The sequence below is a fragment of the Mucilaginibacter sp. Mucisp73 genome (assembly GCF_059491465.1).
In genome coordinates this window covers 1,843,355-1,857,381 of sequence record NZ_CP168507.1, presented here as the reverse complement: position 1 = coordinate 1,857,381, position 14,027 = coordinate 1,843,355, and the positions used below count along the sequence as shown (strand labels likewise).

Here is a 14,027-nt window from a genome sequence, read left to right as displayed (position 1 = left end):
AGGTAAACACAGCCGATAATAACCACTATAAAACAAAAATGCCCCTGGGATTACCAAAGGCATTTAATTATACTAATACGCTTGTTAATTATGGCTTAGTTGGCGCAGGGCTGCCCGGAGCAGGACCAGCAGGCGGCGGACCAGGCTGACCACCCGGACCTTTTCCGTCGGGTACCATAACCTCAGGATGAGCTGTACCACGGTGACAGGTATTGCAGTTAACACCACTTTGCATAATCATGCCTAAAGAATCCTTTTTGGCATGAAAATACTTCTGGTTAATTTTGTTCATCATTTTATACATATCGCGCGCCATTGCTTTTTCAGGCTTGGCATCGCTTGCCCAATCCATCTTTTTAGTTTCTTCATTACGGGCATGGCAAAAGTTGCAATGTACACCTAATGAATGCTCCCAATCTTCCATAACCTTGTGCAGGTTCTCACCCGAAATGTTTTTTGGCAAAACCTTAAGATTTTTAAAACCTTCGTCCTGTGGTTTAATGTTGGTCATTGCGCCAAACACTACTATGGATAGCAGACCGAGTGTAACTAATAATTTTTTGTTAACAGGCATAATTGTCATGTTTAAGTCATCTAAATTAACTTATAGATTTTAATGTTGCAACATTTTCAAGCAAATGATTGAATTATTCACGGTAACTTCATCATTACAGAAGCATGTTTCCCGATAGTTATCCTGGCCGGACTACGCATTGCTGCCGACATTGTTAAGAAACTAAGTATTTTACGAATAACTCAAGGTTCCTCCACGAGTTTAAGTTTGCTCACAAAATTGCTTGTCGTTTAAACAGTAAGTCTTCGTGTTTTGCCTCTCTGGGGCAAAGGGTATTCTATAACTTTACGAGCTACAAACCTTTTGCACCTCTGGTGCATCTGTCCTTAGGCAATTAATATATGTTTATGAAATTGCAAAATCCCCCAGGGGGGAACAGATTTGTAGAAATTGATTAAAGCAGAGAAAGGGAACACTAAATTACTTCTGCATCACCATTACACCGTTCATGAGCAGGGTGCTGCCGCCATCGGCAACAATGTTATATACTCTTTGTACATCGCCCGCGTGTTCTGTTTTTTGCAATACGGTGAAAGTTTCATATTTGCCGGTTTGCTCGTTCAGGCAAAGTACTTCCTGGCCGGTAGCTACCTCTCCTATTTTTATATTGCCCTGTTTGGTTAACATAGGGTGATTAGGTGTTGCCTGTAACACCTTACTATTCAGTTTTACCTGCCTGCCTTCGGCTGTGTTTTTTGTTTGGGCAGATACCAGTACCAGTTGCGTTAAAGCGTAGTTTTTGGCCTCATGTATGGTAAGTTCTTTTACCTTTACAGCGGTACTTTTTTTAGTCAACGGATCAACTGTTATTACCTCATCACCGCTTTTTACAGCTTTCAACATTTTTTTATCGCCATTGGCCATGGTAACCAATTCTTCGCCAGGGAAACAGATGTCATTGCCATAGGTAGCGGCCTCTTCCTTCAGATCCTTGCCGGCGTTAAGTGCCTTATATTGCTGAAAGCTAACTTCCTTTGACAGCACGTACGACAGCTTCAGGATAAAGTTCTGCTCCACTTTGTTGATATTATCAATATCCTGAAAATACTGCTCCCAAACTTTAGCATCGGCAGTAAAATCGGGCACGAGGGCTTTGTAAAGCTTGCCTTTTTCGTTGGTATAAAACACCATGAGACCTATTTCCTGCATACCTTCTTTGGCAACCAGTTTATACAGGTCGATACGTTTTTTCAAGCCGTCGGCCCCGGTTATAAAATAAGGCTTACGGTTTTCATAACGGTCAAGTACGTAGGTATTTTCAAATTTAACGTAGGTGTCATTATCCAAATTAGCAATCGCGAATGATTGCGCCTTTTTATACTCATCCATAGTAAGCGGACGAGGGTTTACAGTTTGCGCCTGGGCAAAATACAATGAAGAGCTTAGTAATAGTGTTAATGTTAGTTTGTGCATTTTAGAAAAGATTCAAGATATCAGGATTCAAGAGCCAAGAAGTTTGCTGTAATTTTCAGAGCCGGGAGCAAGAAACTTTTCTTCTTGTCTCCTGACTCTTGATTTCATGCTTCTTAAAACTCAGGACAATTGTTTAAACGCATCGGCAAAGGCTTCCATTTCGTCCATGCGGCCAATACTTACGCGGCACCAGTCTTTGCCGTTAAATTGCCAGTTACGAATACCTACGCCGCGCTTCATCATTTCGCCGACAAATTTTTTGCCGTCCATTTTCAGCGGGAACATGACAAAGTTTGCCGATGAGGGGATGTATTCATATCCTTCTTTTTTAAGCACCGAGTACAGATATTCCTTAGAAGCATTTGTTTTTTCCAGGGTTTCTTTCAGAAATGCTTCTTCGCGATAACCCGCTATGGCGGCGGCGAGTGTAGTTGCGCTAATACTCCAGGCCTGGGTAGTATATTTTTCAAATGTTTTGATGGTATCCGGCTGCGATATAATATACCCGAGCCTTAAGCCGGCAAAGCCATAAAGTTTTGAAAAGGTACGTGCAACTATCACATTATTACCGGATTTGACAGAACTTATCATACTTGCAGCTTTCGGATCAGGCAGGTAATCTATATAAGCCTCATCGACAAAAACGGTTGTTTTCTTTGACACCCGCTCGCAAAAGGCCTTTAACTTTTCGGTATCAACCACGGTAGCGGTTGGGTTATTGGGATTGCATATATAAACCAAACCGGTATTGTCATCAACCTTTGCTTCCATGGCGTCCAGGTCGAGTTTATAATCGGCGGTCAGGGGCACTTTTACCCACTTTCCCTCAAGCGCCTGTGCCCTGCCCGGTAGGTCATCATATGAAGGGTCGCCGGTGATTACGCTTTTACCACCTTTGGTAAAATGCATGGCAGCCGCAAGTAAAAGCGGGGTTGAACCTGCATCCATCAGTATATTATTTGAGTTTACGCCTTCGTATGCAGCAATTTTCCCATAAATCTGGGACAGCTGCATAAAAGGGTACTGATAACTTTTATCAATAGCATCCTGAATGGCTTTTTTAACGGTAGCCGATGGACCAAACGGATTCTCGTTAGCAAGGAGCCTTGCTTTTAATTCAAAGCCTGCATTGGTAATAGCTTCCTGATCGGTTAGGCCGCGGGTTAAGGGCTTAAATACACGGGCCGGCATGGCTGCCAGCTTACCAATTGTTCCTGAAAAAAGGGCCAGTCCCCCGGCCATAAATGCGCTGGATTTGATCCAGTTTCTGCGGTTAATTGTACTTGACATGGTGGTGGTATTTAATGTTTTTTAACGTCGTTTTATTTTTGAACCGGGTATTGGGTACGCTGGTTGGTAACCCTTGCATGTACAGCGGCAACCGTGCTCCTGGCCGATTCAAAGGCACCGGCCATCCAGGCATTCAGGTATGTCAAATGCTCACCTGCAAAATATACCTGCTTATCGGGCTTTAACAGTACCGGGTATTGTGTTTTGCGGGTTTCTGTGGTATAAACCGCCCATCCGCCTAAATTATATTTTGTTTTATGCCAGCTTACCGAAAACGAGCTTTCAAACTCCTTGTCATATTGCGGGTGAATCAGCCTGCCTTTTTCCAGCGCGAACTTCTCCCTTTCGGCGTAGCCTAAAGCGCCGATCTTTTGCGCTTTTTCGTTAAAGTTGTAATATCCAATCAAGATACCCTTTTTTCCTAAATAATCATAGGATGGATAAAAAATCTGCGTTAAATCATTGTTAGTGTGCGTTATACCCCCGTATATATGTTCATCCTCCTCCCAAAACCTGCGTTTAAACTGCAGGCCAATCTTCCCAGTTTGGTTATAGCTGATATAATCAATAGCGCGACTAACATCCCCGCTGAAATTATTGCTGATATTGCTTAGCACAGGCAGCGGAATGGTGCAAATACACAGGTCGCCGTTTAAGGTATGCTCTCCTGTAGCGTCTTTATAAGTTATCTTAACACCATCAGGTACATTATTAATGGCAGTAACCTCCGCACCCGTTTTTATTGACGGCGCCACTTTCTTTTCCAATGCTTTAGCTATCTGATCCATACCCCCCACGGCCTGAAACATGGTCATCTGCAGTTCGTAGGTATATTCGGCTACATTATAAAAATCTGGATCCATCAAACCCGAATGCAGCAGATCGGCCAGTTTATGCGGATCAGCAACTTTACCGGGCTTGTCGCCGGCTCCCGGCGTTTCGGCATAACCCCGGCGTGCCGAAGCTTTGTACAGTTTATCAACATCCAATCCACCTTCGGCTTGCAGGTATTCGATGATCTTTTCGCCGTCCTCTTTGGTAAAGCTGCTATCGAGACTACCGTGGTCAATGCTTTTAGCCAGCATTTCGGTCATGTATCCACGGATATCATTATGCACCTCCCTAACCTTTATCTTTTTGTTGGATAAAGGGCCTTTGCCTTCGGCAAAGTAATAAGCGCCTTCATTTACATTGTTATAAACCTGAATAGGCACCCCCAGCTCTTTACAGTAATGCAGCGTAAGCTCATGGTTGTGTGGTATGCGCGATGGGCCGGCATTGAAATATTGGCCGGCATCAAAACGGGCTGTAGCCGCAGGCTTATCAATTTCGGTATTGGTACTGCCGTTACGAATACTAAAGCAGCGACCGCCTGTACGTTGCCGCGCCTCCAAAATGGTACATTGATAGCCAAGCTTGCCAAGCTCATAAGCACAGGTCATACCGGCCAAACCAGCCCCTAAAATAATAATGTGTTTGCCTTTGCCGCTGCCCTCAAGATTGAAAGCATGTGCTGGCGATGGTTTTAATAAGCCAAGGGCAAGCATAGCGGGATAAGCACCGCCAGCCAACATGGCACCTTTACTTAAAAAGTCCCTGCGGGTAATAGTTTTCAATAAGCGCGTATTTATGTTTTACAATCAACTCTGGTTTAAATATAGTTTTTTGTTTGCTTTTATGTTAAGCGTAAAACAACTTTTGTTACAGCTTTTATAAAATTAACAACGTTGTTTTGATGACCGGGGAATTTATGTTAAGATATGGTTGGTGGTTTTGTCTGAACTCGAATTTATAGAATTAATGAATTAACAGAACGCTAAGCAAATCAATAAATTCCAACAATTCATTTAATTCGGGTTCAGACAATTTTAAGGTAATCCTAAAAATCATAGTTCGAATAAGGGCGTTGCCTGCGGCCGGGCTATCCGCTCATACGCCTGCAGGCCTTACGCTCATTGGCTGGTATCCGCTCCTATCCCTAACGTATTTGTCGGAATCAGAATTTTCAGAATTTAATAATCTACAGAATGCAAAGCAAATTCGATAAATTCCAATAATTCGTTTAATTCGAGTTCAGACAATTCCCCTAACCTCTGATCTCCAACCACTAACCTCTCCAACCAAACGTTAAATTCTGTTAAAAAGTTAAAATAAATTTGCATTACTACGAATAGTTCGTAGTTTTACGAAACAATCGTAAATACAATGGAAAAACTATCGCAACAAGAGGAAGAAGCAATGCAGGCAGTGTGGCAATCGGGCCCCGGGTTTATCAAGGATTTTTTAGATCAACTGGCCGAACCTAAGCCACCCTACACCACCCTTGCCTCAACCATAAAAAATCTGGAGCGCAAAGGATTTTTGAAAAGCGAAAAATTAGGCAACTCGTTCCGTTACCTGCCAATAATACAGGAAGAGGAATATAAAAAACGCTTTATGAGCGGTTTTGTAAGCGACTATTTTCAAAACTCCTATAAAGACCTGGTGACGTTTTTCGCCAACGAAAAAAAGATCAGCGCTACCGACCTGAAAGAGATCATTAAACTCATTGAAAAACAATAAACCTTACAACCATGCCGGCAACATTTGTTTTTTTACTGAAAGTGAACATAGCCCTGCTATTGTTTTGCGCGGGCTATTACCTGGTGCTAAGGCCCCTTACCTTTTATACACTTAACCGGATCTATTTGCTTGCGGCAATCCTGTTTGCCAGTATTTATCCACAGATCAATTTTTCGGCTTTTGTGCAGCGGCACGAAGAACTGGCCAAACCTATGGAGCAAATAGCCCTTAACTGGCAGTCGCCGGCTCAACTGGTGAACCAGCCGGTTCAAACATTTGATTACTGGTACTGGCTGAGTGTTATTTTCTGGACGGGTGCCGGCCTGCTGCTCATCCGCCTGGCCTTGCAGCTTTTTTCCCTTCTACGATTGTATAAAAACTCCAGACCTCAATACATAGGCGGCCATTTGGTTCGGGTAATGGATAAAGACGCAGCCCCATTCTCTTTTTGGCGAAGCATTTATGTAAATCCCGCCAAGCATGAGCCTGCCGATCTGAAATCGATCCTGCTGCATGAACAGGTGCACGTAAACCAGTGGCATACTGCCGATATTTTGTTAGCCGAACTCAGCAGCATTTTCTACTGGTTTAACCCGGGCATCTGGCTTATTAAGCGGGCGGTAAGGGAAAACATCGAGTTTATTACTGATCGAAAGATCCTCAAAAACGGTATCGACAGTAAAGCATACCAATACAGTTTGGTTAATGTAAGCTTTAACAACAACCAACCCGGCATCGTAAACCATTTCAATATTTCAACTATAAAAAAACGGATAATCATGATGAACGCGAAAAGATCGTCGAAACTTAACCTCACCCGCTACGCTTTTGTAGTACCGGCCGTTATGGCCCTGTTGCTGGTATTCAGCATTTCAAAAGCTGATTTTGCCAAACCTGTGAGGATCACCCTTGCCGCCGCGGTACAGCCACTGGCCAGGATCATTAACATCAATGCAGATGAAGTTCCCGCAAAACCAGTAAAAGCAGCTAAGCAGATCCACAAAACTTCAACTGCAAAACCGATGGTTACACCCGCACCTGTGGCCGCGCCCCAGCCCTTGCTTACACCAGCAATTGCTATTGCGCCAATGGCTATCAAACCGGATACCAATAAAAAATTAAAAATAGCTTTAGCATCAATTAAAAAGGATTCGTTGGTATTTGTGGTAAATGGCGTGGTATCTACCGGCAAAAACCTCGACCCAACAAAAATCGAAAACATGTATATACTAACAGGTGCCAACGCCCGAAGATTGGCAAAAATTGAAGAGGATAAACCTGTTAAAGTAGCATACATAATTACTAAAGACGCCCCCAATAAAGACGAGCTTGAGAAAAACGTACCCAAAGACATTATTATCAGAAAAATGGGTGTCACAAATCTAAGCGGCGATGCGGTGCTAAATGACGATGATAACATTAACATAATAACTGTTGGTCCGGTTAGTAAAAGTGTTGGTAAAACTTACAGCAATGTAAGAACTTACATTTCAAAAAACACTGCCAGCTCATCAAGCGGAACTGGCAGTAGCAGCATAACCATAAACGGAGTAAAAACTAAACCAACAGCCCTTTCATACAGCATAAAATCTGATGATGACGCGATAGTGGCAAATGGAGGCGATGTGGTTGTTACCGGCTACGGCAAAAAAGCAAACGTTAAGGCGTTAAACGTTAACGGAATGAGCATTATGACTAATGGCGATAAAGACCCATTAATTGTAATAGACGGTAAAACCAGTTCCATAGAAGCCTTTAAAAAACTTAATCCCGACAAAATAGAAAGCATTTCGATATTGAAAGGCGATGACAGTACGAAAAAATACGGCGATAAAGCCAAAGACGGTGTAGTAGTGATTACCACCCGTAAAAAGTAAAATAATTGGTTGATTAAGTTGGATTAGGTGAGTAGTTTTATTTCGATAAAATCAGTTAATAGTTAATAGAAATAACCACTCTCTTAAGCAACTTTAAACATAATCAACCTTCAACTGGCCTCGGCCAGTTTTTCAGTTTCCAGCAGGTTGAGTAAGGCTTTCTCAGCAATATTAAGTTCGGCGGCTTTTACATCTTCGCGTTCATCAAGCTGGCTGATATACTTAAAAATGGTGCCTTCTTCATAACTTTTAATAACCGATGGGTGCACGTAGTACTTTTTGCACACAGTACGCGTGTTCCCAAGGTTTATAGCAACTTCATCCAAAACGCTCACAATCTTCTTTTTGCATTCGGTTATACTATTAAACTCCCCGGCTTCTTTAAAGGCGTATAGCGCACTCACACTGCCGGCCCAGGTACGGAAATCCTTGGCTGTAAAATCCTCGCCGGTTATTTCGTGCAGGTAATTATTGATATCGCCTGAACCAACACTGCAACGGGTTCCATCCTCATTATAGTATTGAAAAAGCTCTTTTCCCGGAATATCCCGGCATTGCTTTACTAAACGGGCCAGCTTACGGCTCTGGAGCGATACTTTGTGAAACACCCCTTTTTTACCTTTAAACTCAAATCGTAAATTAGAACCTTCAACCTTTACATGCCTGTTTTGCAAAGTTGTTAAACCAAATGATCCATACAACTTTTTGTACGACTCATTTCCCACCCTGATACTTGTCAACTCCATTAACCTTACAACCAATGCTACCACCTTTTCATGACCAAGATCACGTCTTGCCAGATCTTTATCTACCTGCTCACGAATTGCCGGTAAGTGCGCGGCGAAAGACTGCATGCGATGATATTTGGATTGATTGCGGATCTGGTTCCAATAGGTGTGGTAACGGTATTGTTTGCGCCCGGCTGCATCGGTACCCGTAAATTGCAGGTGACCGTTGTCGTAAGGCGAAATCCAAACATTCGTATAAGCCGGCGGAATCACCAGCTTATTGAACCTTGTTATTAACTCTTTGTCTTTTATAATGTTACCATCCGCATCATAATAGCTCCAGCCCTTTCCCGATTTTTTGCGGGTATATCCCGGCGATGAGTCAGAAACATAACGCAAGCCAACTGCCCTTGCAGTGATCTTGGGATCGCGGCCAATTTTTTCGAGCTTTTTAAGGAGACGGTTCATGTTGAGATAACATGTCAAGGCAAGATTAAGTTTTAAATAGGGATTTATCTTATGGAGATATTTCTGCAAGCTCAAGCGTGCTAACACCGGCCACAAGCTGAATTATTGCAAATCTTTCGCGTAACCCCAACATCTTATTAAACAACTGACAATCAATAACTTATTTTAATGATTTTCAAATTATGTTAACCCTGTTAACCCCCTCCTGCTGCCTGTGTTATCATGCTATCGCATAATTTGATAAATCCTGTTTCATTGGAAAAGGTAAGCAGCCTGCTGGTGCGGTGATAATACCATAAGTGTTCGGAAGAAATAACAGAGCGTGGGATTGTGCGACTCCCTCCTTTGGGAGGGTGCAGGGAGGGGTTTCATTGACGTACTTACTCGTTTGAAATAGCGGATAAACCCCTCCCTGCCACCGCACATTTCCAACACACCCCTCCCAAGGGGGGAATTTGAAATCTTCCGAACACTCATAGTGATAACACCGACCACGCGCAAAAATTAAAAAGGGATGCCGCCGGGCATCCCTTTTTAATTCAATAAACTCATGTCATTGCTGTAAGGTACGAAGCAATTGTATGCTGTACATGGCGGCTCTGCTTCCGTGCGATTGCCGCGCTACGCTCGCAATGACGTAGCAAGATTATCTACTTCAACACCGAAACCGCTTTGTTAGCTTCCCCAACGCCCCAAACAGTACCGGGCTTATCGCCCATGGTAATCACCAGTTCACCGCCTTGCATCACATCAGTGTGCTTGATATAAGTTTTGGTGTAATTAGCTCCATTAAGCGTCATGGCCTGGATATACTTATTTTTAGGGCCATTATTTTTAACTACTACATGAAATTTCTTGTTTCCCTGCAATTGCAGTGTAGCCTCGTTAACCACCGGGCTGCCAAATACGTACAGGCCGTTGGCCGGGTTAACCGGATAAAAACCAACAGCCGATAACACGTACCAGGCCGACATTTGCCCTACGTCTTCGTTACCAATAATACCATCCGGTTTATCTGTATAAAAATCATCAAGGATGAACCTTACCTTTTCGGCTGTCTTCCATGGCTTGCCTGAGTAAGCATAATAGTAGCTCATCGGGTGGCTTGGCTCGTTACCATGGGCATACTGACCGATCAAACCAGATACATCCGGCGATTTAAATTTACCCATATCGCCTTGCGCAATAAATAATGAATCGAGCTTGGTATTGAATTTATCAACGCCGCCCAGCATATCAATCAAACCTTCCACATCCTGCGGGACAAGGAAGGTATATTGCCAGCCGTTACCTTCGGTAAAGTCGCCGGTTTCATGGATAGAAATGAACGGGCTATATGGTGTACGCCATGCATCCTGCGACAAACGGCCGCGCATGAAGCCTGCTTTGGCGTCATAGTAGTTTTTGTAATAAGCGCCGCGTTTGCTGAAGTAAGCATAATCTTCTGTTTTACCCAGTTTTTTGGCTACCTGCGCCAGGCTCCAATCGTCAATGGCATATTCCAGACCCATTGAAACTGATTCGCGGCTGCTATCGGCCGGGATATAGCCATATTTTTTTACATATTTGATACCACGGTCATCGCCCATGGCTGTAGTTTTCATGGCTTCGTAAGCCAGATTAGCATCAAAGCCTTTATAGCCTTTCAATAAAGCATCGGCAACAACCGGCACTGCGCTGTAACCCACCATACAATTGGTCTCATTAGCCATTAAATGCCAAACCGGCAAGCTGCCCTGTTGCTGATAAATGGCCAGCATGGAGTTGATCATATCATTCACATGCTCCGGATGGATAATGGTCGACAGCGGGTTATTTGAACGGTAAGTATCCCATAATGAAAACGTAGTTACATTATTGAAGCCCTCGTTTTTGTGCACCTTTTTATCGGTTCCCCAGTACTCGCCATTTACATCGTTAAAAATAGAAGGCGCTATCATAGTGTGATAAAATGCTGTATAAAACTTTTTCATCTGTGACAATGAATCAGCTTTGATCACAATTTTCTGGAATTGCTTATTCCAGGCTGCATCGGCATCTGTAACTACTTTATTGAAATCCCAGCCCGGTATTTCGGTTTTAATGTTAAGCATGGCATTTTCGGCACTTACCGGTGAGATGCCTACTTTAGCGTAAACTACCTCGCCTTTGGTAGTAGCAAAGCTGATAACACCTTTCACTTTTCCCCCTTTAAGCTCGGTACCTTTTACATTGGCTGTACTGTCATAAACCGCGAAAGTTTTAATAGGTTTAGAAAATACCGCGGTAAAGTAAATACGCTGATCATCTGCCCAGCCTTTGGAAAAGCGGTAGCCGCAAATGGTATTCTTGTCAACCTGTTTAATATAGGTTTCCATTGGCCTGTCCCAGCCTATGCCTTCCTGCAGATCAATCAGGATGTGAGCATCTTTTGACGCCGGGAAAGTGTACTTATGCATACCAACACGGGTACTGGAAGTAAGCTCAACGCCGATATCATATTTTTTAAGCTTTACTTTATAATAGCCGGGTTTTACAACCTCATCCTTGTGACTGAACAACGACACATAACCACTTTTTAAATCTTTATTACTGCCCTTGTATACGTTGATTGGCCCGGTTGTTGGCATAAAAGAAATATCGCCTAAATCACCTATGCCGGTACCGCTCAGGTGGGTATGCTGGAAGCCGATGATGGTAGAATCAGAAATGTGATAACCGGAGCACCAGTCCCAGCCTTCGGATATATTTGTTGGACCTAACTGCACAGCACCAAATGGAACGCTTGCGCCCACAAAAACATGACCATGGAAACCGGTACCGATATATGGGTCGACATATTGCGTTAAACCTCCGGCCTTTTTCATGGGTTGTGATTGGTGCCTTTGTGCCCGGGAGCTTAAATTAACAAGGGCCAGTAAACCGGCCAAAACGAATTGCTTTTTCATTCTTTATTTAAATGATGGTATTGAGGCTTATTTTGTTGCCAATTAAACCTCAATACTTAATAGATTATTAATAAACGCTTAATTCGGCTACGGCAATACCATTGCCTGCAATTACATGCGCGGCTTCAAATTTTAAATAACGTGCGCTAACCTCCTGCTTTAATACTACAGGCTGCTCAATTGGATTCGATTTGATATTTGAGAACTCGCCCGATGCCACCTTTTCCCAGGTTTTGCCATCGTTGCTGATATAAAACACATAGCTATCAACAATGCCCTCGGCTTGCTTATCCTGCCTTGGCAAATAGCCGAATGCTTTTATTTTTTGCTCTTTTCCTAAATCAACGCTGATCTGCTGCGGGAATTGCGCGCTTTCTTTTTTTAGTGTGCTGTAAAGACTACCGGTATTTTCATCAAAGGCATTTTCGGCCTTGTTCCATTGGTCATTAGCCGCAGTGGCATCCAGTACTTTCCAATCGGTTTTAGCAAAGCCGAATTCCGCGTAAGTACTTTCGCTTTGGTGTTCCTTACCTTCAAAGCTGCGGGCTTTGACTACTCCGCCTTCATTAAGCGTAAACGGTTTACTGTAAACCGGCGAATTTAGCGTTGGCTCGTGCCCGTCAAGCGTATAGCGGATAGCGCTTACCGGCGCTTCGGTAGTAATGCTTATCTCGCCTTTTTTATTGCGGGATATCTTTGGCGCAGTTAAATGTACCGGCTCTTTATAAATCCCGAAATCACTCAAGGTAATAGCCACCGGCGAAGCAGTAATCTTCAGCCTTAACTTGCTTGCAGTTATATTTTGCGTTAAACGGATCAGCCTATTACCGCCAATGCTGGTAGCTTCACCTATTTGTTCCCACTTGCCATTTAAGTAAGCATCTACAGCAACAGCTTCAATACGCTGCCCAAGCTTAATATTTTCGCGCAGGCGGATCACGTTAAATGTTTTTGGCGAATGCAGATCGATAGTTAATTCAGGAGTAGTCACCTTATCGTCAGTTGCCCAATAGCTGTAACGGTTGTCATCTACTAAAAACTGCGGACCGAACTTGGCTTTGTTACCGCCACGCACATTACTTGCCGTTAACGTTGCGCCTTTTGCCAAATTAACCGCGAAGGTTTGTTTAAGAAGGTTACCGAACTCGGTTAATGATTTTACGTCGATCTCATTAATAATACCACGCTGGTCGGGAGATAAGCCCAAATCAAGCGCTGCACCACGGCCTACGCTTTTGTAATACAGATCAAGCAAGGTATAAGGCGATTTTACACCTTCATCCTGTGTTTTATGATAAAACCATCCCGGGCGTAGTGACACATCGCACTCAGCAGGCATCCAGTACTTACCGTTGCGGGTACCTTCGGTGCCTTCATAATCTTTCACATAACCGTTAGCCGGAATCTTGCCTTCATCCGGTGCGTGGGGCGTATAGGTTGCCCAGCAGGTTTCGCCTGCATGACCTTCCTCGTTGCCAACCCAGCGCACATCCGGGCCAACATCACCAAATAAAACAGCATTCGGTTGTAATTTGCGGGTTATAGCCCAGGTAGTATCCCAGCCATAATAAGTTGAGCGGTCAATTTTTCTAACCTCACGTTTGCCACCGTAGTAACCGTCGCCACCGTTAGCACCATCATGCCATGAAATAAACAGCGGACCGTAATTGGTATACAGCTCTTTCAATTGCGCACGATAGGTCTTTACATATTCTGCAGTACCATAATTAGGATTATTCCTGTCCCATGGCGAGCAGTAAACACCCAGTTTCATACCCAGCTTATCGCAAGCCTCACGATATTCTTTCAACATATCACCCTTACCATTTTTATATGGGCTTTTGGTGATGTTGTGTTCAGTAGTTTTAGTTGGCCAAATACAAAAACCATCGTGGTGTTTGGCTACCACTACCACGCCCTTAAAACCGCCTGCTTTTGCAGCGGCTACAATCTGCAAGGCGCTAAACTGCGATGGGTTAAAAATCTTCGGATCTTCATCGCCAAAGCCCCACTCTTTGTTGGTGTAAGTATCTACCCCATAATGGATAATGCAATACATACCGGTTTCCTGCCAGTTGAGCTGCCCCTGCGTTGGCAGTACACCATAAGGTTTGGGAGCCGTTTGGCTAAAACCGTTTAAACCGGCCGAAAGTAACAATAAGGCAATGCCTGTAAACTTCTTCATAAT

The 14,027-nt window shown here is 43.5% G+C and carries 9 protein-coding genes; 2 read left to right on the top strand and 7 right to left on the bottom strand.

Features of this window, described 5'->3' with window-relative positions:
* Positions 1–88: 88 nt before the first annotated feature.
* The 4 genes from ACEN82_RS08030 to ACEN82_RS08015 all read right to left on the bottom strand — a co-directional run bounded on the left by ACEN82_RS08030 (position 89) and on the right by ACEN82_RS08015 (position 4,893).
* A complete protein-coding gene (locus ACEN82_RS08030) occupies positions 89–574 on the bottom strand; it encodes a c-type cytochrome (RefSeq protein WP_413319130.1) in 486 nt (161 codons plus the stop codon).
* A 420-nt stretch (positions 575–994) separates the two neighbouring features.
* Positions 995–1,987, bottom strand: a complete 993-nt coding sequence (locus ACEN82_RS08025; protein ID WP_413319132.1) for a Hint domain-containing protein — start codon at positions 1,985–1,987, stop codon at positions 995–997.
* A 120-nt stretch (positions 1,988–2,107) separates the two neighbouring features.
* Positions 2,108–3,277, bottom strand: a complete 1,170-nt coding sequence (locus tag ACEN82_RS08020) for a pyridoxal phosphate-dependent aminotransferase (RefSeq protein WP_413319134.1) — start codon at positions 3,275–3,277, stop codon at positions 2,108–2,110.
* A gap of 32 nt (positions 3,278–3,309) precedes the next feature.
* Positions 3,310–4,893 (bottom strand): flavin monoamine oxidase family protein, encoded by a 1,584-nt coding sequence (locus ACEN82_RS08015; RefSeq protein WP_354483800.1) that lies wholly within the window; start codon positions 4,891–4,893, stop codon positions 3,310–3,312.
* Between the two features lie 589 nt (positions 4,894–5,482).
* Here ACEN82_RS08015 and ACEN82_RS08010 point away from each other — a divergent pair.
* A complete protein-coding gene (locus tag ACEN82_RS08010; protein ID WP_413319136.1) occupies positions 5,483–5,839 on the top strand; it encodes a BlaI/MecI/CopY family transcriptional regulator in 357 nt (118 codons plus the stop codon).
* An 11-nt stretch (positions 5,840–5,850) separates the two neighbouring features.
* Positions 5,851–7,716 carry a M56 family metallopeptidase gene (locus ACEN82_RS08005; protein WP_413319138.1) on the top strand — a complete coding sequence of 622 codons (1,866 nt, stop codon included), beginning with the start codon at positions 5,851–5,853 and terminating at the stop codon, positions 7,714–7,716.
* 110 nt (positions 7,717–7,826) lie between these two features.
* On the opposite strand, the gene ACEN82_RS08000 is transcribed toward ACEN82_RS08005, so the two are convergent.
* The 3 genes from ACEN82_RS08000 to ACEN82_RS07990 form a co-directional block, all read right to left on the bottom strand.
* Positions 7,827–8,912, bottom strand: a complete 1,086-nt coding sequence (locus tag ACEN82_RS08000) for a DNA topoisomerase IB (protein WP_413319140.1) — start codon at positions 8,910–8,912, stop codon at positions 7,827–7,829.
* Between the two features lie 650 nt (positions 8,913–9,562).
* A complete protein-coding gene (locus ACEN82_RS07995; protein ID WP_413319142.1) occupies positions 9,563–11,839 on the bottom strand; it encodes a GH92 family glycosyl hydrolase in 2,277 nt (758 codons plus the stop codon).
* Between the two features lie 67 nt (positions 11,840–11,906).
* Positions 11,907–14,024 carry an alpha-L-fucosidase gene (locus tag ACEN82_RS07990; RefSeq protein ID WP_413319144.1) on the bottom strand — a complete coding sequence of 706 codons (2,118 nt, stop codon included), beginning with the start codon at positions 14,022–14,024 and terminating at the stop codon, positions 11,907–11,909.
* Positions 14,025–14,027: the final 3 nt, after the last annotated feature.

Bases quoted from the DNA above. Each gene is read 5' to 3' on its own strand.
- ACEN82_RS08000 (WP_413319140.1), bottom strand. From the start codon at position 8,912: ATGAACCGTCTCCTTAAAAAGCTCGAAAAAATTGGCCGCGATCCCAAG.
- ACEN82_RS08020 (WP_413319134.1), bottom strand. From the start codon at position 3,277: ATGTCAAGTACAATTAACCGCAGAAACTGGATCAAATCCAGCGCATTT.
- ACEN82_RS08025 (WP_413319132.1), bottom strand. From the start codon at position 1,987: ATGCACAAACTAACATTAACACTATTACTAAGCTCTTCATTGTATTTT.
- ACEN82_RS08030 (WP_413319130.1), bottom strand. From the start codon at position 574: ATGCCTGTTAACAAAAAATTATTAGTTACACTCGGTCTGCTATCCATA.
- ACEN82_RS08005 (WP_413319138.1), top strand. From the start codon at position 5,851: ATGCCGGCAACATTTGTTTTTTTACTGAAAGTGAACATAGCCCTGCTA.
- ACEN82_RS08010 (WP_413319136.1), top strand. From the start codon at position 5,483: ATGGAAAAACTATCGCAACAAGAGGAAGAAGCAATGCAGGCAGTGTGG.
- ACEN82_RS07995 (WP_413319142.1), bottom strand. From the start codon at position 11,839: ATGAAAAAGCAATTCGTTTTGGCCGGTTTACTGGCCCTTGTTAATTTA.
- ACEN82_RS07990 (WP_413319144.1), bottom strand. From the start codon at position 14,024: ATGAAGAAGTTTACAGGCATTGCCTTATTGTTACTTTCGGCCGGTTTA.